This window comes from Novosphingobium profundi, assembly GCF_018491765.1.
Classification (GTDB): domain Bacteria; phylum Pseudomonadota; class Alphaproteobacteria; order Sphingomonadales; family Sphingomonadaceae; genus Novosphingobium; species Novosphingobium profundi.
This window is the reverse complement of sequence record NZ_JABWCU010000015.1, coordinates 82,851-106,740: the sequence shown is the minus strand read 5'-3', so window position 1 is coordinate 106,740 and position 23,890 is coordinate 82,851. Positions and strand designations below refer to the sequence as shown.

Annotated in this window: 23 protein-coding genes; 10 read left to right on the top strand and 13 right to left on the bottom strand. The window is 63.2% G+C overall.

The window, feature by feature from the left end; all coding sequences use genetic code 11:
• The first annotated feature begins 1 nt into the window (after position 1).
• The gene (locus HT136_RS17780; RefSeq protein ID WP_214201169.1) at positions 2-886 is read left to right on the top strand and encodes a LysR family transcriptional regulator; all 885 of its coding nucleotides are present in this window, start codon (positions 2-4) and stop codon (positions 884-886) included.
• Positions 887-980: 94 nt separating this feature from the next.
• On the opposite strand, the gene HT136_RS17775 is transcribed toward HT136_RS17780, so the two are convergent.
• Positions 981-1,436 (bottom strand): MarR family winged helix-turn-helix transcriptional regulator, encoded by a 456-nt coding sequence (locus tag HT136_RS17775; RefSeq protein WP_343222231.1) that lies wholly within the window; start codon positions 1,434-1,436, stop codon positions 981-983.
• Positions 1,437-1,610: 174 nt separating this feature from the next.
• On the opposite strand from HT136_RS17775, the gene HT136_RS17770 reads away from it, so the two are divergent.
• From HT136_RS17770 to HT136_RS17745, 6 genes are all read left to right on the top strand, one after another.
• Entirely contained in the window at positions 1,611-2,372 is a 762-nt protein-coding gene (locus HT136_RS17770) for a hypothetical protein (RefSeq protein ID WP_214201168.1), read from the top strand.
• Positions 2,373-2,412: 40 nt separating this feature from the next.
• On the top strand, positions 2,413-3,792 hold the full coding sequence (locus tag HT136_RS17765) for an NAD-dependent succinate-semialdehyde dehydrogenase (RefSeq protein ID WP_214201167.1): 1,380 nt from the start codon (positions 2,413-2,415) through the stop codon (positions 3,790-3,792).
• A 1-nt stretch (position 3,793) separates the two neighbouring features.
• Positions 3,794-5,212, top strand: coding sequence for a dihydrolipoyl dehydrogenase (locus HT136_RS17760; RefSeq protein WP_214201166.1), 1,419 nt, complete (start codon positions 3,794-3,796; stop codon positions 5,210-5,212).
• A gap of 22 nt (positions 5,213-5,234) precedes the next feature.
• Entirely contained in the window at positions 5,235-6,326 is a 1,092-nt protein-coding gene (locus HT136_RS17755; protein ID WP_214201165.1) for an alkene reductase, read from the top strand.
• Positions 6,327-6,729: 403 nt separating this feature from the next.
• Positions 6,730-7,380 carry a helix-turn-helix domain-containing protein gene (locus HT136_RS17750; protein ID WP_214201164.1) on the top strand — a complete coding sequence of 217 codons (651 nt, stop codon included), beginning with the start codon at positions 6,730-6,732 and terminating at the stop codon, positions 7,378-7,380.
• An 85-nt stretch (positions 7,381-7,465) separates the two neighbouring features.
• Entirely contained in the window at positions 7,466-8,653 is a 1,188-nt protein-coding gene (locus tag HT136_RS17745; RefSeq protein ID WP_214201163.1) for a serine hydrolase domain-containing protein, read from the top strand.
• 219 nt (positions 8,654-8,872) lie between these two features.
• On the opposite strand, the gene HT136_RS17740 is transcribed toward HT136_RS17745, so the two are convergent.
• From HT136_RS17740 to HT136_RS17720, 5 genes are all read right to left on the bottom strand, one after another.
• The gene (locus tag HT136_RS17740; protein WP_214201162.1) at positions 8,873-9,151 is read right to left on the bottom strand and encodes a hypothetical protein; all 279 of its coding nucleotides are present in this window, start codon (positions 9,149-9,151) and stop codon (positions 8,873-8,875) included.
• Positions 9,152-9,493: 342 nt separating this feature from the next.
• Positions 9,494-10,336, bottom strand: coding sequence for an alpha/beta hydrolase (locus HT136_RS17735; protein ID WP_214201161.1), 843 nt, complete (start codon positions 10,334-10,336; stop codon positions 9,494-9,496).
• A gap of 66 nt (positions 10,337-10,402) precedes the next feature.
• Complete coding sequence (locus tag HT136_RS17730; protein ID WP_214201160.1) at positions 10,403-11,281, bottom strand: MBL fold metallo-hydrolase; 879 nt, start codon at positions 11,279-11,281, stop codon at positions 10,403-10,405.
• A gap of 178 nt (positions 11,282-11,459) precedes the next feature.
• A complete protein-coding gene (locus HT136_RS17725) occupies positions 11,460-12,392 on the bottom strand; it encodes a LysR family transcriptional regulator (RefSeq protein ID WP_214201159.1) in 933 nt (310 codons plus the stop codon).
• 263 nt (positions 12,393-12,655) lie between these two features.
• Positions 12,656-13,621, bottom strand: coding sequence for a LysR family transcriptional regulator (locus tag HT136_RS17720; RefSeq protein ID WP_214201158.1), 966 nt, complete (start codon positions 13,619-13,621; stop codon positions 12,656-12,658).
• Between the two features lie 206 nt (positions 13,622-13,827).
• Here HT136_RS17720 and HT136_RS17715 point away from each other — a divergent pair, with 206 nt between their 5' ends.
• Positions 13,828-14,931 (top strand): alkene reductase, encoded by a 1,104-nt coding sequence (locus HT136_RS17715; RefSeq protein ID WP_214201157.1) that lies wholly within the window; start codon positions 13,828-13,830, stop codon positions 14,929-14,931.
• 442 nt (positions 14,932-15,373) lie between these two features.
• Here HT136_RS17715 and HT136_RS17710 read toward each other — a convergent pair whose 3' ends face one another.
• The 7 genes from HT136_RS17710 to HT136_RS17680 form a co-directional block, all read right to left on the bottom strand.
• On the bottom strand, positions 15,374-16,075 hold the full coding sequence (locus tag HT136_RS17710) for a hypothetical protein (RefSeq protein ID WP_214201156.1): 702 nt from the start codon (positions 16,073-16,075) through the stop codon (positions 15,374-15,376).
• A 609-nt stretch (positions 16,076-16,684) separates the two neighbouring features.
• Positions 16,685-17,299: a GyrI-like domain-containing protein gene (locus HT136_RS17705; protein ID WP_214201155.1), complete on the bottom strand. Its 615-nt coding sequence runs from the start codon at positions 17,297-17,299 to the stop codon at positions 16,685-16,687.
• Positions 17,300-17,965: 666 nt separating this feature from the next.
• Positions 17,966-18,235 carry a MarR family winged helix-turn-helix transcriptional regulator gene (locus tag HT136_RS26625; protein WP_343222230.1) on the bottom strand — a complete coding sequence of 90 codons (270 nt, stop codon included), beginning with the start codon at positions 18,233-18,235 and terminating at the stop codon, positions 17,966-17,968.
• Between the two features lie 386 nt (positions 18,236-18,621).
• Positions 18,622-19,767, bottom strand: coding sequence for an NAD(P)-dependent alcohol dehydrogenase (locus HT136_RS17695; RefSeq protein ID WP_214201154.1), 1,146 nt, complete (start codon positions 19,765-19,767; stop codon positions 18,622-18,624).
• Positions 19,768-19,810: 43 nt separating this feature from the next.
• Entirely contained in the window at positions 19,811-20,554 is a 744-nt protein-coding gene (locus HT136_RS17690; protein WP_214201153.1) for an SDR family oxidoreductase, read from the bottom strand.
• Positions 20,551-21,504, bottom strand: coding sequence for a 2-hydroxyacid dehydrogenase (locus HT136_RS17685; protein WP_214201152.1), 954 nt, complete (start codon positions 21,502-21,504; stop codon positions 20,551-20,553). Before HT136_RS17685 ends, HT136_RS17690 begins: the two co-directional genes overlap by 4 nt.
• Before the next feature lie 12 nt (positions 21,505-21,516).
• Positions 21,517-22,278, bottom strand: a complete 762-nt coding sequence (locus tag HT136_RS17680; RefSeq protein ID WP_214201151.1) for an SDR family oxidoreductase — start codon at positions 22,276-22,278, stop codon at positions 21,517-21,519.
• A 191-nt stretch (positions 22,279-22,469) separates the two neighbouring features.
• Between HT136_RS17680 and HT136_RS17675 the strand changes: the two genes are divergently transcribed.
• Positions 22,470-23,516, top strand: a complete 1,047-nt coding sequence (locus HT136_RS17675; protein WP_214201150.1) for an L-idonate 5-dehydrogenase — start codon at positions 22,470-22,472, stop codon at positions 23,514-23,516.
• Complete coding sequence (locus HT136_RS17670; protein WP_214201149.1) at positions 23,513-23,887, top strand: hypothetical protein; 375 nt, start codon at positions 23,513-23,515, stop codon at positions 23,885-23,887. The genes HT136_RS17675 and HT136_RS17670 overlap by 4 nt, the downstream gene beginning before the upstream one ends.
• The last annotated feature ends 3 nt before the right edge of the window (positions 23,888-23,890 follow it).

Sequence of the window (23,890 nt, the reverse complement as noted above, 5' to 3'; positions counted from 1 at the left end):
TATGATGAACCCGCAATGGATCACCAGCTTCGTCCGCGTCGTGGAGACCGGAAGCTTCACCCGGGCCGCCGATGCCCTGAACCTGACGCAAGCCGCCGTCAGCCAGCACATGGCGCGCCTGGAAGCGCAGGCGGGCCAGCTCGTGATACGTCGCCCTCGCGCTCTCGAACTGACGCCGGCCGGACATGCGATGCTCGCCTATGCGCGTGAGGTCGAGCAGGCGGACTTGCGCCTGCGATCGCGACTGTCGGACGGCGAGCGCATGGAAGGGGAGATCAGCCTGATTACGCCCGGCAGTGTCGGCCTGTTGCTCCATCCCCTGCTTCTCGACATCCAGGAACGGGAACCGGCGTTGAGCATCCGCCATCGCTTCGCACCCGATGCCGAGATCGTCCAGTCGGTGCTGGATGCCCGGTTCGAGGTTGGTCTGTCGACGACGCGCCCCGACGATGCGCGGCTGAGCGTTACGCCTTTCCTGCACGAACCCCTGGAACTGATTGTGCCCGCGGACAGCGAGGTGAACGCCTGGGGCGATCTCGAGCGCCTGGGCTTCATCGACCACCCCGATGGAATGGCCATGGCCAAGCGGCTTTTGTCGCTACGTTTTCCTGGTAATCCCGGTCTCTCTCGCCTGCCTATCCGAGGCTTCACGAACCAGATTGCCCTCATTCTGGAACCGGTTGCCCGTGGGCTCGGTTTCACGGTCCTGCCGCGTTACGCCCGGCAGGCGTTTCGCAATCCCGAGCAGATCCTGGTGGCGGGAAATGGTCCGCCCGTGGTCGATACCCTGTGGCTTCTCCATCGTAGCGAATGGCCCCTGACGGCCCGAATGCGCAAGGTTCTCTCGAACCTGCGCACTTCCCTTCAGGAACCTATGGCCCAATAAACTTTGGGGCCGCTTTCTGGACGATAGCTCGCGAACAGCGGACCGACCGCACTTGGGCATCGAAAATTGGCAGCTGAGTGTCTGAGGAGGGTCGTTATTGATGCGCACGCGCAGCGCTCAGCGTAACGATTACGTCGGCGAGGGTGCGGCGCAGGGCTTCTAGCTCTTCCAGATTTTGTCCGCGTGTCATAATCTCCGGCACTCCCAGAGCCTTTCCGCGCAGGGCTTTTCCGCTCGCTGTAAGGGAAACCCGCAAGCGGCGTTCATCTTCCTTGTCTCGCTGGCGTACCAGATGGCCCAGCGTTTCCATGCGCTTGAGCAGCGGCGTCAGTGTTCCCGTATCCAGATGCAGGCGCTTGCCAATGGCGCCCACGCTCTGCCCATCTGCTTCCCACAGGACAAGCATGACGAGGTATTGCGAGTAAGTGAGGTTCAATTTCGCAAGCACCGGGGCGTAAAGCCGCCCGATCAGGTTGCTGGCCGCGTAGAACTGAAAACACAGCTGGCGATCGAGGCGCAGCGGATCATCGTTCGGGGCAGGGTCTTGCACGGACGTTCGCATCGCCCGCGACGATAGCGCATGGGCTCGCACTGTCATAGCTTCGGCTATTTATATCGTGTACAATTTAATTTGACGCAATGGAACTCGATGGATGGCTGTCCCGTTTCCCCACCAAGAGCGAGGGTCGGCATCGGGTCGATCCTGCCGGCAAGGAGGCAATCCATGCGTCAGCTGTCCGACGGCTTCTGGAACTTTCGCGGGTCTTTCAAGATCGCGGGCGTTCTCGATGTCGGTACGCAGATGTCGCTTGTGCGCAGGGCCAATGGCCGTTTCCTTGTCCTCGACTCCTATGACCTAGCGCCTGAGGACCGTGCCGAGTTGCTGGGGCTCACCGACAATGGTGCAGCGATCGACGCAATTCTCAACGTCCATCCCTTCCACACCCTGCATTGCGAGGCGGTCCACAAGCTGTTTCCCGAGGCGCGGCTGGTGGGGACGCGGCGGCACCGCGAACAGGCCCCGCACCTGCGCTGGCAGGGCGGGGTCATCGAGGATGCCGCCACGCAGGCTGAGTTCGCCGATGACCTGGCCTTCTCGGTGCCCGAGGGGGTCGATCTGGTGACGCAGGACCCGTCGGTCCACGCTGGCTCGGTGCTGGTGCGCCACCTGCGCAGCGGCATCGTCCATGTCGACGACACGCTCAGCGTCCTCGAGGCGCCGGGCGTGCTGGGGAAGGTCCTGCCCCAGGGGCGGCTGCGCTTTCACCCGATGCTGGGCAAGGCCCTGCAGCCCCGGGCGGGCGCGGCGGATGTTTTCGCGCGCTGGGCGCGGCAGATCGCCGGGGAATGGTCGGGCACACCCTATGTGTGCGCGGCCCACTCGGCGGTGCGCGAACTCCCGGAGACAGGTTGGCACGAAGAGGTGCTGCACGCCCTCGAGGCCGCCGAAAAGACCCTCGCCAAGCATCGCGCCCGTCACGGCTGAACCCGCGGGCGCCCATCCCTCCAGACACGAGAGAAACGCCATGAGCGAACAACGCATCAAGACCGTCAATCCCCTCACCGAAGAGGTGCTGGATACCTACGCCTACATGAGCGACGCGCAGGCGACCAAGGTCGTCGAGGCGAGTCACGCGGCTTTCCTCGACTGGCGCCTGCAGAGCCTTGAAGCCCGCGCCGAGGTGATCCGCGCCATCGGCAAGGCCCTGCGCGAACGCAAGGAAGAGCTGGCCACGCTGATGACCCGCGAGACCGGCAAGCTGATCGGCGACAGCCGCGACGAGGTCGACTTGTGCGCGGCGATCTGCGACTACAGCGCGGACGAAGGCCCCAAGGCGCTGGCCGACGAGGAGCGCGAGGTCGACGGCGCAACGGCCATCGTCACCCATTCCCCCATCGGCGTCGTCTATGGGATCCAGCCCTGGAACTTCCCGGCCTACCAGGCGGTGCGCTATTCGATCGCCAGCCTGATGGCGGGCAACGGCGTTCTCCTCAAGCACGCCGAAAACTGCACCGGCAGCGGTCTTCTGCTGCGCGAAATCTACGAGCAGGCGGGCCTGCCCGAAGGGCTCTTCGGTGTCCTGTGCATCACGCATGAGCAGTCCGACGCGATCATCGAGAATGACCTGGTGCGCGGCGTGACGATGACCGGCAGCGACAAGGCCGGGCGCCACATCGCGGCCAAGGCGGGAGAGCAGGTCAAGAAGACCGTGCTCGAACTGGGCTCGAACGATGCCTATCTCGTGCTCGACGATGCCGACCTCGATCTCGCGGTCGACACCTGCGTCCAGGGCCGCCTCTACAACAACGGCCAGACCTGTGTGAATGCCAAGCGCTTTATCGTCACCGAGAAGAACTACGACGCCTTCGTGGAGCGGTACGCCGAGAATTTCGGCGCCATCGCGCTTGGCGATCCGACCGACGAGAATACGCAGCTTGGCCCCCTCGTCAGCCGCAGCCAGCGCGACCAGCTGCACGAACAGGTCACCGGGAGCGTGGAAAAGGGCGCGCGCCTCGTCGTCGGCGGCGAAGTGCCCGAGCGCAAGGGCTGGTTCTATCCCGCCACCGTGCTCGCCGACGTCGCCCCGGGCCAGCCCGCCTACGAGGACGAGCTGTTTGGCCCTGCCGCCGCGATCATCAAGGCCAAGGACGATGGCGAGGCCATGCGCATCGCCAATTCCAGCCGCTACGGCCTTGGCGGGGGTATCTTCAGCCGCGATGTCGAGCGCGCCCGCGAACTGGCGAGGACCCACTTCGACACCGGCATGGTGTTCATCAACACCTTCGACATCGCCACGCCCAACCTGCCCTTCGGCGGGGTGAAGAACTCGGGCTATGGCCGCGAGCACGGGCCCGAGGGTCTCAAGGAGTTCGTCAACATCAAGTCGATCAAGATCGCCCGCTGAGATGGGTGAGACGCTGCGCTGCGACGTCGCGGTGATCGGGGCCGGCACGGCCGGCCTCGCAGCCGAACGCGCCGCGCGCGCCAATGGCGCCTCGACCCTGCTGATCGATCCGGCCTTCAACGGCACGACCTGCGCCACTGTCGGCTGCATGCCCTCCAAACTCCTCATCGCTGCGGCCCATCGGGCCCGCGCGGTGAGGACGGCAGGCCCCTTCGGCATCGATGTCGGCGACATCTCGATCGACGGTCCCGCCGTCCTGCAACGGGTGCGTGACGAGCGCGACCGCTTCGCCCGCCTGACGCGCCAGTCCTTCGAGGACCTGCCCCCCGGCATTGCCATCAAGGCCCGTGCGCGATTTACCGCGCCGGGCCGCCTGGCGCTCGACGACGGGCGCGAGGTCGAGGCCGACCGGGTCGTCATTGCAACCGGCTCGAGCCCCGTCCTGCCTCCCGCCTTCGCAGGGCTGGGCGACAGCGTGCGGACCAGCGACACCATCTTCGAGATGAATGACCTGCCGCGCCGCCTCGCGGTGGTCGGATCGGGCGCCATCGGTCTCGAACTGGCCCAGGCCTTCGCGCACCTGGGCGTCGAAACCACGCTGTTCGACCGGGCGCAGCGCATGGGCGGCCTGCGCTGCGCCCGGGTGCACGAACGCCTGCACGCGATCATCGCAGCGGATCTTGACCTCAAGCTCGGAGTCGAGGTTACACCGCACGCCGAGGAGAACGGCGCGCGGATCGAATGGTCCGATGGTGAAGGCGACGTCGGCGAAGCGCATTTCGATCTCGTGCTCGCAGCGCTGGGCCGGTCCCCGCAGCTGGGCGACCTCGATCTCGATGCAGCGGGGATAGCCTGCGATGAAAAGGGCATTCCATTGCATGACCGGCGCACCATGCGCTGCGGCGACAGCGCGGTTTTCCTGGCAGGCGATGTCGCTGCCGACTTGCCCCTGCTGCACGAGGCCTCGCACGACGGTGCCATCGCCGGGCGCAACGCGGCGGCCTTCCCTGCACCGGTCGCGGCAGAGCGCCATGTCCCTTTCAGCATGATCTTCACAGAGCCCACCGTGGCGACGATCGGCGCGGCCCAAGGCGAGGGGGCTGTCACCGGCACCACCGACTTCGACGATCAGGGCCGCGCCCGTGTCGAGGGCCGCAACGCCGGACTGCTCACCCTCCACGCCGCTGCGCCCGACGGCCGCCTGATCGGGGCCGACATGGTTGCACCCGCAGGCGAGCACCTCGCACACATGCTGGCCTGGGCAATTCAGCAGGGCCGCACGGCGAGCGAACTGCTCTCGATGCCCTTCTACCACCCCACCATCGAGGAAGGCCTGAAGAACGCGCTGCGCACGATCTGCCAGGCCACCCCCATCGATCTTCCCCAAGACCAGGATGCCGGCACCCCGCCTGGCGCTTGATTGAAAAAGGACATTTCCGCAAATGACCCGTTCCGCTCTTTTCCAACCGCTCCGCCTGGGTGCGCTCGAATTGCCCAACCGCGTGCTGATGGCACCGCTCACCCGCAACCGCGCACATGCCGACGGCACTCCCGATGCCCTTGCCGCGACTTACTACCGTCAGCGTGCCTCGGCTGGCCTGATCGTCTCCGAAGCCACCCAGATTTCGGCCATGGGCAAGGGATACAAGGATACCCCGGGCATCTATACCCCGGCGCATGTCGAAGGCTGGAAACCGATCATCGAGGCGGTCCACGCCGCAGGTGGGCGCATCTTCTGCCAGCTGTGGCACGTGGGCCGCATCAGCCACGTGTCGCTGCTGCCCGGCGGTGTACAGCCCGTTTCCTCCAGCGCGGTGCGCGCGAAGGCGCAGACCTTCACCGAGAACGGCTTCGAGGACACCAGCGAGCCCGTTGCGCTCGACAAGGACGGGATCGCGCAAACGCTCGACGACTACGAACAGGCCGCAAGGTACGCGCGCGAGGCGGGTTTCGACGGCGTCGAGGTCCACTCGGCGAACGGCTACCTGCTCGACCAGTTCCTGCAGGACGGGGTCAACCGCCGCGAGGACGAATACGGCGGCTCCGTCGACAACCGCCTGCGCCTGCTTCGCGAGGTCCTCGCACGTGTCGGCGCGCATTTCCCGCGTGATCGCACGGGCGTGAGGCTCTCCCCGCTCGGTCAGGCAAACGATATGTCCGATGGTGATCCCGAGGCGACTTTCACCGCGGCCTACAAGCTGCTCGCGGGCTACGATCTCGCTTACCTCCACGTCATCGAGCAATTCTTCGGGCAGGACAGCAGTGAAGAAGACGCGGCTCTCCTCAAGCGCCTACGTGGCCTTTATCCGGGTACCTATATCGGCAACGGTGGCTATGACGGTTCACGCGCGGCGGATGCGATCGCGGACGGCGGCGCGGATGCCATCGCTTTCGGTCGTCCTTTCATCGCCAATCCCGATCTCCCCGAGAGGTTGCGCATTGAGGCCGGGCTCAACGAACCGGACCAGGATACCTTCTACGGGGGCGGCACCAAAGGATATACCGACTATCCTTTCCTAGCACCGGACCATTGAGCAAAGCGGAGTAGCGCCCGGTACTGAACAGGCAGCAAAGCATCAGGCTCAACGGCCTTAACGAGAGACGACTGCTCGAACGCGATCGCCAGCTTTGATGGCGCTGAGAGGGCCGAGGCGACCGTCAGCGCTACTCGTTCGCCCGGAAGGCACCAGGAAGTGTGCTATCGGTCTGCTCCTGTGGGCAGAACTCGAAATTTGAGAGACCGGAATGGGGCGGACATGGAAGAGGCGGCGGAGGATTTCTGACACGATAAGACGCGCGCGATCTTGCTCTCGGACGTCAATCAGCGCGCCATATCGAGTTCTGCGAGTCACAAATTCACGATATTCTCAGATATTCCACTTGAATTCACATCATTCCTACTTGTGAATACAGAGCTTCACAGCGGGAAGATCGGCCATGAAATTCGGCGACTATCTGAAGCAGAAGCGTGCTGAACGCGGGTGGACCCAACCCGAGGCGGCGTCGCATGTGAAGATCGAGCAGAGTTATCTCTCAAAACTGGAGAACGGTAAATCGATCCCATCGGGCGACATTTATCAACGACTGGCCCAAGTTTATGGCATCAATCCGACCGACATGGTCGGCGTACTATTTCCAGCTGAGCTCGACCGGCTGCGGGACATCGATACGCTGCGTGACTTGCTGCTTGAACGCTCCCGCCGCGACGTCGAAACGCCGCGCCGCCTGTTGATTGCCGGGCTGGCCGCTCTTGTGCTGGGTGGAGGTTTTGTCGGCTTTTCCATGACTGAGCCCGCGCGCTCGATGCTCGAATACACCTATAGATCGCAGGGCGTGATCGCTGCCGACGCGCCCCCGGATAGCGAAATCGCGCCCGGCACGCCTGAAGCTGATGAACAGACCAAGTTTCTGACCCAGATGCGAGGGCCAATGTTCACCGAAAAAGTGCCCGATGGCAAACGCGTCTGGTTGTTGGTCGGCAGCAATGAAATTCACCAACCGCCCCGCAATCGCTGGGCGCTGATCCCCGGCTTTGCACTGATTGTCGGCGGCCTGGGCTGCTTCTTCGTTGCCTGGCGATGGCGCTGACCATCTGACTTTTCACACCCTGAATATTCCGCGCGACGCACCTGTCGCCACCCTTTGACGTGCTCTGAAAACAGGGAGACCTTCAATGAAGACCCTACTCCTCGCTGCGGCGGCATGGATCGCGCATAGCCTGAGCGGATCAGCCGCAATGCCTGCCACACGCCTGCCGCTCACACCCGCCGTTTCCGGCTATGATGCGCTCGATACGCGTATAGAGGAATTGATGGCGCGAAACGACGTCAAGGGGATGGCTATCGCGATCATCGAGGGCAATGAAATCCCCCACATCCGCGCTTTCGGCTACGCCAATGTCGAAAATCAGCGCCCGCTGAAGACCGATACGATCATGTACGCCGCATCAATCACCAAGGCGGCCTTTGCCTATATGGTTCTGCAACTGGTGGATGAAGGCAGGATCGACCTGGATCGACCGATCCGCGAATATCTCGCCAGACCGCTGCCCGAGTACAGCGCCGGAGAGAGGGACTGGTCGTCATTGGAAGGCGACGATGCCTGGCGGCTGCTCACCCCGCGCATGCTGCTGACCCACAGCTCAGGCCTTGCCAACCTGCGCTGGTTCGAGCCTGACAATGACATGTCGTTCCATTTCACGCCAGGCACTGCCTATGCCTATTCTGGCGAGGGCTTCTATCTGCTCCAGTTTGTGCTCGAGGAAGGACTTGGCCTCGATGTGAAGGAGGAGATGCAACGGCGCATCTATGATCGCTTCGGCATGGCCAACACCAGCATGCAGTGGCGCGATGATTTCGCCGACCACCTCGCCGACGGCTACAAGTTCGACGGAAGCTTTGTGCCGCACGATCATCGTGACAACGTCAGCGCGTCAGGATCGATGGATTCCACCATCGCCGATCAGGCGCGAATGTGGCGCGGCATGATGATGGGCGAAGGCCTCTCGGCCGAACTGCGCGCCGAATGGACGCGGCCTGAAGTGCCGATTCACACAAAGTCCAAATTCCCGACCATCGAGGTGCTAGGCACCTACGATCCGCGTGGACCACAGGTGCATCTTGCCGGCGGTCTCGGGGTCGATACCTGGAAGGGACCGTCGGGTCGGTTCTTCGCCAAGGGCGGCCATAATGACTGGACTGGCAACATCGTCCAGTGCGACGAGCTCAACAAGCGCTGTGTTGTTCTGCTAGGCAATGATGTGCGTGCCGAACTCATCTACCCCGCAATCGTGACCATGGTGCTGGGCGACACGCGTTATCCTTGGTGGTGGACGTATCCGGAACTGTTCGGCGGGGGATGAGCTGCCCCTGACGTGACCTCCTCAAGGTGCTCCAAAGGAGCATTGAGACCTGGTTCAAAAGAGTGCGTTCGCCAGCCTAGCCGACCGTCCGCTCCTGAGAAGCTGAAATCGGCACCTGAATGGCCACAGTGGGTCGTTGTTGAAAAGGTGCTACATCCATGACTAGGATACGTGTGGATAGCGGGAAAACTGGAAGTCCGTCTGCAACCTTGAGGCCGTTCACTGTTCTGGCTGTTCGCTTTTTCCGTGAGTTGAAATTGACCAAGCCAATGCGACCATCAAGCCCAGTGCCAGAGTTTCGAGGAAAAACTGACCTGTGGCGAGAAAAGCCATGGGAAGCGGTTGGCGCACCCAAAAGCTATAGACAAATTCGTAAACGAACCGTCCTTTCATCGCCAGTAGCACAAGCGTGAAGGCGCCCACACGCTTGAACTCTCCTCTAGGCAGCCCAGTCCAGCACAAGGCGGCGAGCATCATGGCTGCATGGCGACGGCGCATGCGGCGAACGCAGGGGGAAACCGCTGCAACTGCAATGCCGACACACGGCAAAAAATTGCGACACCGAGAAGTTCTTCCACGTATGCGAGGACGCGCGCTCATTTCGGTAAATCCACAACTGAAGGATAGGGCACGCCGAGCCGATACAACATCCAAGTGTGGACGAAGATCGCGATGGGGGCGATGGCCAAGATCGAACAGCCAAGCACTATCAGGCGACTACGGGAAGCGCTTGAAATCGGCGCGACGGCAAGGTTCGAAGGCGTGGTTGGGTTTGGCAGGGATTTGGTCATTGTCTTATATTCTCGAGCGCGGGTATCTGGCCGAAGCCAACGTGCGCTATCAGGCCTGGAAAGCGATTTCCCGACCGGGCGCGACATGATCCTCGGCCCAGCGCAGGGCGTGATCGGCGATGGTTTCCCATCCATCCTGTCCGCAGGTGAAGTGCGAACGTCCGGGAAATTCCTGCACCTCGACGATCCCGGTCGTGTACATCGCGGCATTCCTGCGGTTCACGGTTGCCGGGACGATGTTGTCCGCCCCGCCCGCGATGAACAGGAGCGGCGCGCGGTCCGGCTTGGCGTAATCGATACGCGCATCCCCTGCGTTGCGCATCATGCCCAGTGCGGCCTGCCAAATCGGCCATGTCGGCGCGGGAATTTGCAGGCGTTGGCGCACGAGGTCGGATGCTTCACGCGTCATCGTGTTGGTGAATGCGAAATGGAATTGCCTCGGGCTGAGGAGGATGGTGCCGTGCGTATTCCAGGGCTTGCCGAAGATCGCCAATGTCGCGCGGGCAACACTGAGCGGCAGGGTGAAGAAGCCGGCGGACTGGCCGCCGTGGATCGCGACGCCGGCCTTGCCCAAGCCCCTATCCAGAAGCACTTGCAGCGCGAGTCCGCCCAGCGAGTGGCCCATGATGATCGGCTGTTCGCCCGTCTCTTCGACGATGCGTTCCACGAGCCTCGTGAGATGATCGAAGATCACGCCCATGCTCAGCCCGTTTAGTCCGGACGGATCCCGGCATAGCTGCGCGATGTCATCGCTCACGCCCGGGAACGCTGGGACGACGACGGTGTATCCGGCACGCTCGTAACGCGCCTTCCACGGCTCCCAACTCTTGGGCGTGAGCCATAGCCCGTGAATGAGCACGATCGTGCCTTTGGAGGTGTCGCAAGTTTCCATCGCCTGTTTCCGTGAGCCGTGAAGTGAGGGCGCGCGCCATTTGGTCTCCGACGCAGCGGGGAGCGACTAGATCAGGGCTGGGGACCAGGCGTCATAGATCAGGTTATAGCCGCCGGCGCTGCGCTCGACCCGGCCGGCTGTCGGCAGGTTGAAATGCATGCCGCTCACGGCGAGCCCGTCGGCGCTGGCGCGGTCGAGGATCGCGGCACGTGTGGCGCAGGCGGCCGCCGGATCGCTGTCGAAGGCGATCGTGACGTCCGGGCGCGTGATCTGGATATGCGGGAAGTGGACGATGTCACCCCAGACCAGTAGCGAGGCGCCCTTGTCGGTAATGAGGTAGCCGGTATGCCCGGGCGTATGACCTGGCAGAGGAACGGCCGAGATTCCGGGCAGAATGTCTTCGCCTGTGAAGGGCACGAGCTTGTCGGCGTAGGCGTCGAAGGCATTTCGCGCCAAATCAAAGAACGCACGGAAGCCGTCGGGAGCACCGGAGCGGATGGTGTCGTCGCGCCAGAACGCGAGTTCGTCGCGATGGACGTAAAGCTCCTGGACGTTGCGGAACAGCGGTGTTGCGAGCGGCCCGGCGATCCCACCGATATGATCGGGATGGGCATGGGTCAGGAGGATCGTATCGATCTGCAGGGGATCGATGCCGGCGGCGACAAGAGCGATCGGAAGACGGCCTCCCCAGCCATTGTAGCCGCCCGCACCGCTATCGATGAGGACCGTGCGTCCCGCCGTCTGCACGACATAGATATTGACGTTTATGCGCGGCAACGTGGAGGTATTGTGTGCGGCCAGCAGGCCTTCGGCAGAGGACGCGTCGATCCCCCTCAAAACATCGAAGGAGATGTCCAGATAGCCGTCACTCACCGTGGTGACGACGATATCTCCCACCATGCGGCGATTGACGCCTGGAGCTTGGAAAAGCAGGGCTGCGGACAATCTGGGCCTCCTCGAAATCGATGGGACACGCCGTCAGGACGCCGCATCGCGGCGCGGGGGCGCTCCATCGTATGGATGTCGTGGCCGGTGCGATCTGTCGAACCGGGCAAGAGGCGGTATAGCGGCCATCAAGTCATTGATCGCGCGCCCTTTTGGCGACGAATTGTAGCTCTGGGCGCTACAATCTTTGCGTTGTGACCGTGTTTTCCGGTTGCGCGGCCAGGGCCATGGCCGCTGGGAGATGGGCGGCGAGGTGGTCGATGGCAACCCGTGTGCGTAGCGGAACGATGTCGCTTTGCGGCCACAGCACCGCAATGTCGAACGAACGGGGCGCCAACACGGACAGCCTTTGCAAGGCGCCTGTCGCGACGTGAGGGGCCGCGAGCCACTGGGGAAGGCTTACTATACCCAAGCCTTGAACGGCCGTGTCGGCAAGAAGATCAAGGTCGTCGACTTGGAGTCTGGCGGTTCCTTCGGGACCGGCTTTGCCTTTCGTGTGCGGAGTTTGCCAATGCAGCGTGCGCCCTCGGGAATAGACGACCATGTGATGATGATCGAGATCGGCCGGGTTGCTCGGTGTCCCGAAGCGCTCGAGGTAGGAAGGCCCGGCATAGAGGCTCATGGCCTGGGTACCGATCTTGCGGCGCAGAATTCCGTCCGAATCCAGGCTCGCTCCAATGCGAACGGCCAGGTCGAATCCGCTTTCGAGCAAGTCGATCGGCTGATCGCTGAGGGAAAGTGCGACGTGCATTTCGGGATGGAGCCCCGGCAACTGGAGCAGAAGCGGTCCGATGAAATGGCGTCCGAGTGCGGCGGGAAGCGCTGCACGCAGGATCCCAGTGGGGCTGCGTCTTCCCGATGCGAACACCTCACGCACGGCTTCCAACTCGTTCTGCGCGCGCCGGGCGTGCTCCAGATAGATGTGTCCGTCTTCGGTCAGTCCTTGGTGACGGGTCGTTCGATGGAAAAGGCGCACGCCGAGATCGTCCTCGAGCTTCGCGATCGCCTTGCCCACCGCCGAGCGCGAAAGGTTGAGACGACGACCTGCGGCGGCAAAGCTTCCCGAGTCCGCACACATGAGAAAAATCGTCGATAAACTGTAGCTATCCAACACTGCTTTGCACTCTTTGCCACCTATCAACGTTCTGCAAGATGTGGCTTGTACCAGATACCGGCATGCCCCTATTCGCCGCAGAAATATATCAGGCTTGGGGTTCTCTTCACTGAATGGAAGGAGAGTCTTTATCGCGCGCAAAGTTTGTCAGATAAGGATTTTCGGGTGAACGCGGTAATCACCGACAACCTGACAGTCCGCAGCCAGGATACAAGAATCAACGGCGGAATGGCCGCCATGGGTCGAAGGAAGTCCCAGATCTATTTGACATTTCCAGGCATAACGTTGGCTTGATCCATGCGAAGGTAGGGATCTTTGAAGCTTTCGACCGTCCAAACCGGTTGCGAATTGCCAATTGCAAAGCGCGCCACGGCCCAGTCGATGAAAGCCCGCAGACGCGCATGGACCACCCGCCCGGGCGGATAGACGATGCAATAGTGCATTCTAGGGCGCGTCCATTCCTCGAGGATTGGCACAAGTTCACCGCTTTCGAGCTGGGGACGGATGATCTCGCGAAAGTTCTGACCGATGCCGAGCCCCGCCTTGATCATGTTGACGTAGCCCGTCGTCTCGTTGGTCGAGAGCGCGAAACGCTCGATCTCCCGGCGTCGGCCATCGCGGGCGAATAGAAGCGGCATCGGCTTGCCGGTAGCTGCGGAAAAATAGCCAATGAGATCGTGGTCCGCGAGCGCGTCCGGCGTTTCGGGAATACCCCGACGTTCGAGGTAGCTGCGCGAGGCAAAAGTGACATTCTCGAAGGAAAACAGATGATGCGCCACGAGCGGGGTCGTCTCTTCGTTGCTGGCCCGGATCGCGCAGTCCACCCCCTCGGCGACAAGATCGACATAACGGTCCGAAATGCCGACGGACAGAACGATATCGGGATAGCGCGCACGAAAATCGGCCAGAGACGGGATCAGGACAAGGTTCGCAAACGAGGATGTTGCCTCGATACGCAATGGCCCTTTGGGGCTATGCGGACGGTCGCGCAGGGCGTTATCCGCATCATCCACTTCGTGCACGATCCGGTGCGCCCGAACATAGTAGTCGCGCCCTTCCTGCGTGACGCGAACCTTGCGGGTGGTACGCTCGACGAGTTCTACGCCGAGGTGACGTTCCAGGTCGCTCACCAGCTTGCTCGCGGTGGAGCGCGGGATACCCAGCTGGTCCGACGCACGCGAAAACGAGCCGGTTTCGACCACGCGTGTAAACACGCGCATCGCCATGATTTGGTTCATTGCGCTTCTTCCAGGTTTTCTGTGACGGCTTATTATCCATTTTTATGGATTTAGATGTCGAAATATCGGCCTTCCCTGCGAGGAAAATACGCCTCATTTGCATGATTGAGGCATTGATGTGCCATGATCAGGAACAATAAGCCACGTCCTTCTGAACAAGGCTCCTCGTGGTTTCCGCAAAAGAGGTTTCTCGCATGACCAGCTTGTTCGACCCCATCCAGATTGGCGATCTGACGCTCGCCAACCGTATCTGGATGCCCCCGATGACGCGTGCCCGTGCCACGCAGGACGGCGTGCCGACCAGGATCATGATCGAGTACTATCGCCAGCGCGCCACGGCCGGGCTGATCATCAGCGAAGGCGTTTACGTGAATGGCGACAGCAGCGCATTCGACAGGGCGCCGGGGCTCTACACGCAAGAGCAGGTGGAGGCCTGGAAGTCCGTGACGGCCGCCGTCCACGCCGCGGGCGGCCACATCTTCGCCCAACTTTGGCACTGTGGCCGAGCCAGCAATGCGGCACTTACAGGAGGTGTTGCACCGCTCTCGCCTAGCGGCCGCAACGAAGACCTCGACAAGCTCGCGGTGCAGGGCCTGCTCGCCAACGGCGAATATGTGAAGATCGCGGCGTCACCTTCCAAGGCGATGAACAGCGAGGACATCGCGCGTACGATTGCCGACTATGGCAATGCCGCAGCGAACGCGAAGGCCGCCGGGTTCGACGGTGTCGAGATCCACGCCGCGAACGGCTACTTGCCGCATCAGTTCCTGTCGCCCGAGGTCAATGCCCGCAAGGACGCCTATGGCGGTTCGCGCGAGAACCGGGCCCGCTTCCTCATGGACGTTTTCGCGGCGGCCGCCGCACACTTCACGCCCACAAGGGTAGGCGTGCGCGTTTCGCCGCTCGCTACTTACAACAACGCGCTCGATCCCGATCCGGAAAGCACTTATGCGGACCTGGCGCAAAGGCTCGACGCCGTAGGGGCCGGGTACCTCCACGCAGCCGATCAGAACGCCATGGCCGGCGGACCTTCCTTCCTGCCCAGGGTGTTGGAGATGGTACGGCCTCATTTCAGGGGCGTCCTCGTGGCGAACGGGTCGCTGACGCCGGAGACCGGCGCGTCGCTCGTGGATGAAGGCATGGCTGATGCCGTCACCTACGGACGACCTTTCATCGCCAACCCGGATCTCGTCGGACGCATCCGGGCGGGCGCCAAGCTAGCTGAGCCGCGTTCGGTTGGCTGGTATGCAATGGGCGAAGACGGCTATACTGACTATCCCGCTCTCCAAGAGGCGTAATGGTCCACCGCCTTGGTGTCCTTTTGGTTTGATGAACGGAGTCGGGAAAGCAGACCGACAGCACGTGGGGCGTCGAAATTTGCTGATGAGCGACCGACAAGGGTCAGAATGTAAACGCGGACCGATTGACAACGATCAACGCCTACCGTTTCGCACAGGACGCCTTTAATATAGCGGTTCAGTGCCTCGTCGCGGATTGAGATTGGCGAGTTAGCAAGGGCACGCTCCGCCTCGTCGCTCTCTCGCCACATGCCGATTTCATCGACGCCAACCGGCTGATAAGCGCCCAAATAAGGGGGCGGGGGTGGAGCGACTTTGTCTTGTCCTATTGCCAACGTGGCTGCGAAGGCAGTCGCGGCTGCAAGCAGCCAAACAATCGGTCTCTTCACGGTTGAACTGCTGCTAGCTTCTGCGGCTCGCTACCGGGAAAATCCTCCAGAAGCTAGTCGATCCGCTTTTCTGCGCCATCGGGTTCACGCACGTCCCCCCCCCCCATGGCGCCATCGGCATTCAACCATAGGATATCGCCGGTCTTGAGATCGACGAGACCTGCATATCCGGCGTGTTCGCCCGACGTGACCCCCACCCCGCCAAACGCGGCTGCAATCTGCAGCAACTTACGACCAGTCGAGCCGTAAGCATCCTTGTTATAGATGAACAAGGCATAGTCCGCGTCAGCGGCGCCTGGGAGGGAGGATACGCCGTCACCAAGCGACCACTCGAACACATCTTCCTTGTTGTCGTGCTTCTTGGTCGGCAATCGGTTGCCAACAAAGAACTGATATTGGATTACCGACTGGGAAACGGCCGCAAAAAGGGCCGCATATTCCTCGACCCGCTGAGCCTCATCGCCGTACGACACCGGCGCGTAGACGATCTTGTTGCCCAATTTGCCTTGCCGCGAGGCCAAGGCGGCATCGATATTCTTGCGCGCCTGATCCGTCCAATCAGCGTTAGGTTCGAACATGCCCCCAGTCGACTGGGCGCCTACGCGCACGGTCGGCCGAAAAACAAGAATCGTCTTGCCGCTCTGCGGTGCGAGCGAGAAACCACGCTTAACCGCGGTTCGCTCTTGGCCAATGGCGGGTGTGATGACGCACGCTGCAAGCAACGCAGCCGCAATCGCGCGACAAATTCTATTCATGATGCCCCCTGCTAATACCCCTTGGCATTTAACTTAATAGTGAAATCAGGTTTTTCTAACAAGTCGGACAGCAACATGATTGGTTTAAATTAATGTCATGGATTGATGCCAAGGCACGATGAATCAGACTCATCGTGCCTTGGTCAAGCCCGCGCGGCGCCCGAGCGTTTCAGGCTGTTGATGCGTTAGCATCACTGCAGCTTGGTATGGGAGCGCGATCGACTGACCCCTGACGGGGGCAGCAGGCAACTGCGGCACGGGACAGAACATCCTAGGATGGCAAAGCGGACCTTCCGCACCTGGGAAAGGCAAATCAATGGCTGAGCGACGATAAAGGGTCGGGGGCGGAAGGGTGAGCGCGGCGTCAAGGCTCCGGGGAGGTCGTTGGTCCGGCAGGCGCCCAATTTGGTCGCGCGAAGGCCAATTTGGCGCGCTTGGCAGCGGACCGGCCGCTTTCCCCCGCCGTCCAGGTCGGTCAGCAGCCCAGATGGGTGGAACAAAGCCGTTCCACCGCGAGAACGGAAAGCCTGAAACCGGACGTGTCGGAACACACCCGATTTCCGTCATTCCTGCCGCTTTCCCGAAAACGATCAAGGAAATGGGAAGCTGTCAGACTGGTCGAACAGGCTGCCTAAGAATTGTCTTTAGCTTGGCGGGCGCGATTTTTCGTGGGTCGCTGAGATATACCTCATGATGAGGGCCGTTGAAGGTGACGCCAAGCTCGAGCATCACATCGTCGTGCAAATGCTTCAATGTCGGACCTTCGTCGTCATAGCTACCGATGTGCAGTATTTGCAGTGACCGGCCTTCCGAATATGGCTCAAACCGTAGTGACAACGGGCGATCGTTCCGCTTGGCCAGCGTCTTTGCGACCGCATCCTCGAACATCGTGTTTGTCACGAATTCAGGCGCCATGATCATGACTACCCATTGCCAGCGGTCCTTTTCGCGCCTTGCGAACGTACCGGGATCATCAGACCACCAAAGCGCTTCCAACGGCGGCACCACATAATCGCGGTTCAACTCGTTCTTCGCTGCAAATTTCATCGCATAGCTGACGCCATACAGCCATTCGACTGCCTGCCTGTAAACAGCGGAGGAATTGGGATCGCCGGCTCCATCGACCTTCACGAAGGGCATGGTGGGAACCACAATATCAGCAAATTCATGCTTCTGTGGATTGAACAGATGGCGAAGCTGCTTCTTGAGATCGAGCTTTTCCACTTTCGGTCCTGACGAGTGATTCACCGCCCCGAATGCTGTCTTCGATTTTTGACGGTTAGATGGCAAGTGGAGCTTTCCCGATTTGGAGAAACGAAAAACCCGTACGTTGGAAATCAGATGCTTTCCGGCAGGCGACACGTAGTTCCGCCGCCAACGTGCCTTGCGCGCCGCCTCGTGCCGCTCGTGGGGGGGCGAATGCGCGATAAACTCTGTCGGGTTGGACTATCGTTGCACCCACCTTCTGGCGAGGTTTTCTAACATGGCTTAGCGGCCGCAAGTCGCGACTCAGCGCTCCAAGCGCGACATTCGCCTGCCGGCCCCGGTCAGGCCCTCCGGTCCGCTTGGCGATGAAACCGCAAGAGTGGGCTGCACAAAACTGCGTGCGCAGGCTTTGCCTTGTGGCCGTTGCGTTCGGTTGAATGTTGCTGAAGGGTGCTTCGCCATCAAGTTGATGGCTGGCGAAGATTTGGCCCAAGGCTGCTTGCGGGCAGACTTCGTGTCGCTCCGGGCAAGGTTTGGTGTCAAGGGATATGCCGGGTTTGCGCTCCACAGACCATGCGCGCGGGCTTCAAAGACGTAAGGTCGTTCAGAACTGTCGCAGCTTTTGCCAAACGCGAGGCACCAATCAAACTGCGGGCTATGCACGGTCCGATTTTGGCGAACGCTTCAGGGCTGGGCACCGCGCAGATTATCTCGCAACCGCACCAAAGTTCGGTTCAGGTGCTTGATTTCGGCCCGCTCCAGTCCCGTGGCTTCCAGGATACGACCCGGAACGCAGGAGGCTGCCTTCGCCAAGTCACGGCCTTTGTTCGTCAATGACACTCGCACCACGCGCTCGTCGGCAGCGTCGTGTTGCCGAATAGCCAATCCCCCGGCCTCGAGGCGCTTAAGGAGCGGAGTGAAGGTGTTGGACTCCAGGGATAACTGGGTACCCAACTCGGAGACGGTCAGGCCATCGCCGTTCCCTACGCGACCATCGCCAGGTACTGAGGATAGGTCAGCCCGAGATCATCCAGAATGGGCTTGTCGGCTCGATGGAATGCCCGGCCGGTGGAATAGACCGTGAAGCATAGGAATGGGGCAAGCAGGGCGGATCCAGCGCTTGCGGGTCGATTTTTGCTCATAGGCGGAAAGTAAATCGCGCGTATGCAGGAGATGACCGATGATCAAAGTGGCGTATGAGGCACAGGCCACGTTCACCGGTGGATGTGATGGCAAGGCCCGTGTCCGGGACGGCAATCTCGACATCGGCTCGCCACCCTGAAAGCCTTGGATCGCGCAGCTGATGGCCATTGCCACCAACTGCGCGCGCCGATCGCAGGTCAGGCGAGTGGTGCCTGGAGGGAGGCCTCCATGCGCAGCACGGGCTTGATCACTTCGCCCGTCTCGCTGGCGTGGATCGCCTCGTTGATCCTCTCGAAAGGAAAGAAGCCGATCAGCCGGTCGAAGGGGAAGCGTCCTTCGCGGTAGTGCTCCATTAGCTCGGGCAGGAAGGTCTGCAGGTCGCTGTCGCCGCCCAGGATACCCATGACGCGCCGCCCGTTGCTCATGAAGCTGGCCTCGTTGAAGGCCAGCATGTCCTCGGGCGCGGAGGCGCCGACGAGGCCCAGCACGCCCATCGGGGCGAGCAACGTGAAGGCGCGTTCGATGAGCGTGTTCACGCCGGTAGTGTCGAAGGCGTAGCCCAGGCCCTGCGGGCAGATCGTGCGGATTTCGGCTTCGACGTCGTCGGAGCGGCCGTTGAGGACGTGCGTCGCGCCCAGTTCGCGCGCGAGCGCGAGGCGGCTGTCGTGGACGTCGATGGCAATGATCGGATCGGCGCCGGCGATCCTGGCGGCCATGATCGCGGCCATGCCCACGGTCCCGGCGCCCCACACGGCGATGGGCATGCCTTCTCGTACTTTCATCGCGTTGAGCACTGCGCCTGCGCCGGTCATGAGCCCGCAGCCGATCGGGGCGAGTACTTCGAGGGCCGTGTCGGCGAGGCTTTCGGGCACGCGCACGACATTGCGTTCGTGCGCGATGGCCTGCGTGGCGAAGGCGGACTGGCCGAAGAAGTTGCCGTTGAGCGGCGCGCCGTCCCGGTACAGCGTGGGCGAACCGTCGGGCCGTACACCCGACCAGTTGTTAGGGTAGAATTCGTAGCAGTAGGTTGGCGCCTCGATGCGGCAACTGGGGCACTGGCCGCAGGAGTTGAAGCTCATGACGACGCGGTCGCCCGGCTTCACCGCGGTGACCGCGGTGCCGACGTCCTCGACGATCCCGGCGCCCTCGTGGCCGAGCACGATGGGGAGCGGCACCGGCAATTGCGCGTCGCGCACCGCCATGTCGGTATGGCAGATGCCGCAGGCGAGGATGCGCACGCGCACTTCGTCGGTGCGCAGCGCGTCGAGCTCGACATCCTCGATGGCGAAGGGCCGGGTGTTGCCGTGGCAGATTGCGGCGCGCGCCGGGGTGCGGGTGGTCATGGGTCGGTTCCTCTGTGCGTGTCGGGTCGTTCGGGCAGGGGGGTCAGCCCCGGCCCACGAAGGGCATCTTGGTGGCCATGATCATCATCGAGGCGACATTGGCCTCGAGCGGCAGGCTGTCCATGTAGGCGATGGCCTCGCCCACCCGCGCGACGTCCATGACCGGTTCGGCGAGCACCTCGCCATTGGCCTGGGGGACGCCCGCGCCCATCGCCGAGCCCATGTCGCTTGCCGCATTGCCGATGTCGATCTGGCAGCAGGCGATGTCGTGCGCGCGGCCGTCGAGCGCGCAGGCGCGGGTGAGGCCGGTGATCGCGTGCTTGCTTGCGGTATAGGCGATCGCGTTCGGGCGCGGCGCGTGGGCCGAGATCGAACCGTTGTTGATGATGCGGCCACCCCTGGGGCTTTGCGCCTTCATCACCCGGAACGCGGCCTGCAGGCACAGGAAGGCGCCGGTGAGATTGGTGTCGATGGTGCGTTGCCAGTCGGCAAGGGCATAGTCCTCGATCGCGCCGCTCAGGCTTATCCCGGCGTTGTTGAAGAGCAGGTCGAGCCGGCCGAGGCCGTCCACGGCGCGCGCGAACAGGGCCTCGACGCTGGCGGGATCGGTGACGTCGGCGGGATGGACGATATGACCTTCGCCCGCCAGAAGGGCCCGGGTTTCCTCGAGCGCCTCGCGGCGGCGCCCGGCCAGCACGAGGCGATAGCCCTTTTGCGCGAGGGCCAGCGCCGCCGCGCGCCCGATGCCGCTGCCCGCCCCGGTGATGAGCGCCGTGCGCCGCGTCATGCCGGCAGCGCCGAACGGGGCCGGCGACCGGCGAGGAAGTCGTCGAGATTGGCGATGACCGTGTCGGCCATGGCCTGGCGCGTCTCGACGGTGGCGCTGGCGATGTGCGGCGTGAGCAACGTGCGCGCGCTCGCGATCAGTTCGCCGGGCACTTGTGGTTCGGCGGCGAAGACGTCGAGCGCGGCCCCGGCGATCGTGCCCTGTTCGACCGCGTGAACCAGTGCCGGCTCGTTGATCACCGCGCCGCGCGAGATGTTGACGAGGTAGCCCTCGGCGCCCAGCGCGCGCAGCACCGCGTCCCCCACCAGGCCCTGCGTCTGGGGCGTTGCCGCGCAGGCGACCACCAGCACGTCGCAGGCGGCGGCAAGGTCTTCGGCGTTCGCGCAGAAGGTGTAGTCGACCGGCTTGGGGGCGGCATCGCAATAGAGGATCGGTCCGAAGGGCTCGAGCCGGCGGGCGACCGCGTGGCCGATCTGGCCCAGGCCGAGGATGCCGAAGCGCCGTCCGCTGACCTTGCGCGCCAGCGGCAGGTCGCCCCCGAGCCAGCGCCCGGCGCGCACGAAGCTGTCCGCCGGGGCAAGCCCGCGCAGCAGCGCGATGACGAGCCCGACGCCGAGGTCCGCGACATCCTCGGTCAGCACCCCCGGGGTGGTGGTGACCGCAACGCCGCGCGCCGAGGCGAGGGGCACGTCGACCTTGTCGAAGCCGACCCCGTTGATCGCGATGATGCCGAGCGCGGGCAGCGCTTCCATCAGCGCGGAAGGGCAGCCGATGTGCCCCCCGGTGGCGACGGCGCGCACGTCCCGGGCATGTTCGGCGAGCCAGGATGCCTTGTCGGCCTCGGCACGCTCGAACCAGCGCTCAAGCGTGAAGCGCGCGGCAAGCGCGGCTTCCAGGGCGGGCGAGAACGGGCACAGTTGCAGCGCGACGGGTGCGGAAGTTTCCCCCATGGTCCGGGCTCCTCAGATGACCGAAAGAATGCCGCCATCCACGTAGAGTGTCTGGCCGTTGACGAAGTCGGATGCGCGCGAGGAGAGGAACACGGCGGCGCCGTGCAGATCTTCGAGGTTGCCCCAGCGGCCGGCGGGCGTGCGCTTGCGCAGCCAGGCGTCGAACTCGGGATCCTCGACCAGCGCTTGGTTGAGCGGGGTCGCGAAATAGCCCGGCCCGATCGCGTTGACCTGCAGCCCATGGCGCGCCCAGTCGGCGCACATGCCGCGCGTCAGGTTCTTCACCGCGCCCTTGCTGGCGGTGTAGGGGGCGATGCCCGGGCGCGCGAGTTCGCACTGGACCGAGCCGATGTTGATGATCTTGCCCGCGCCGCGCGCGATCATCGCCTGCGCCACGGCTTTCGAGACGAAATAGACGCTGTCGAGGTTGGTCGCCATCAGTTCGCGCCAGTCCCCATCGTCGAACTGGTCGAGCGGCGCGCGGCGCTGGATGCCCGCGTTGTTGACGAGGATGTCGATGGCCCCGACTTCGGTCTCGATGGCCGCGACCGCAGCGTTCACCTCAGCGGGATCGGTGACGTCGAAGGTGCGGGTCGCGACGTCGAAGCCTTCTGCGCGCAGGCGTTGTGCGGCCTCTTCGAGCGCGTCGGGCGCGCGGGCGTTGAGCACCAGCGAGGCCCCGGCCCGGCCGAGCGCCTGGGCTATCGAGAAGCCGATTCCGCGCGAGGAACCGGTGACGAGGGCGCGGCGCCCTGCAAGACTGAACAAGTTCACGGCATGCTCTCCTTTATGCCGCTTCCATATTCTGGGATCGGTCACATTGCAAGTGTCTGCGGTTCGTGTTGCGGTGCCCTAGAATGGCCCATATATCCGGACTTCAAATCAAATTGACCGATTTTGCATTGCCCGTATTGCCGCTTGGTGCATCATATGGTATCGGTCCCATCGAAAAGAGAGAGGATGCCATGCTTGCTGCGATCTGCCACGGGAAGAAGGATTTGCGCGTCGAGGAGCGCGAGGACCGCGTACTCGCGCCCGACGAGGTGCGCGTAGCGGTTGCCTATGGCGGCATCTGCGGTTCGGACATGCACTACTTCCATCGCGGTTCGGTGGGGGACAACGTCGTGCGCGAACCGATGGCGCTGGGCCACGAGATTTCGGGCGTGGTGCTCGAATGGGGCGCGAAGGTGGCCGGGCTGAAGGCGGGCATGCGCGCCGCGCTCGACCCCAGCCGGCCGTGCCTGATCTGCGCGCAGTGTCGCGCGGGCCGGATGAACTTGTGCGAGGACATGTTCTTCCTCGGCAGCGCGGGCCGCTTCCCGCACGTGCAGGGCGGCTTTGCCCAGCACCTCGTGCTGCGCGCCGATCAGATCATCCCGGTGCCCGACGATGCCGATCTCTTGCGTCTTTCGGTGGCCGAGCCCTTGTCGGTCGGCCTCCATGCGGTGGCGCGCGCGGGCGCGCTGATGGGCAAGCGGGTGCTCGTCACCGGCTCGGGGCCGATCGGCCTTCTGACCGCGCGCTGCGCCAAGTGGGCGGGGGCACTCGAGGTCGTCTCGACCGACATCGAGGACGCCGCGCTCGGCGTCGCGCGCACGATGGGGGCCGATCGCACCATCAACGTCGCCACGAACGGGGCCGATCTTGCCGCGCTCAAGGACCATTTCGACGTCGCCTTCGAGGCTTCGGGAACGGCCGCCGCGCTCGGTTCGCTGTTCGACGTCGTGCGGCGCGGCGGGCGGATCGTGCAGGTCGGCATGCTGCCGCCCGGCGATGCTCCGGTCGCGGTCAACAAACTGCAGGCGCGCGAGATCGAGTTCCTGGGCGCCTTTCGCGCCAACGGGGAGTTCCGCCTGGCCGTCGATCTCATCGTCTCGGGCGCGATCGACGTCGGCCCGATTCTCTCGGGCACTTACCCGCTGGCCGAGAGCGTGACCGCATTCGAGCGCGCCGGCGACCGTTCCAAGGTCGTCAAGCTGCACATCGCCATGAACCCGGAGCACTTCGCATGATCACTCGCACCGCCGTCTTCGAAGGCACCGTCAAGCCGGGCTGCGAGGCGGCCTTCAAGGAGGCCGTCGTCACGCGCCTGGGCCCGGCCTGGAAGGCTTTTCCCCACGCGCTCGACGTGCGACTGTTCTACATGGACGAGGCCGACGCGGGTGCTCCGTCGGTGGTCATGATGCAGCAGATCGACTACCCCGGTCACGCCGAGCTGGCCGAGGCGCTGGCTTCTCCGGCGCGCGATGCGGCGCGTGCGGCAACGCTCGAGGTGCTCGAGATGTTCGAGGGGCGCTTCTACCACTACGTCAGCGAGGGCAATCCGATCGCATCGCAGACCGCGGGCGTGGATACGGCGGTGGAGACCTCCGGGACCCGGTGATAT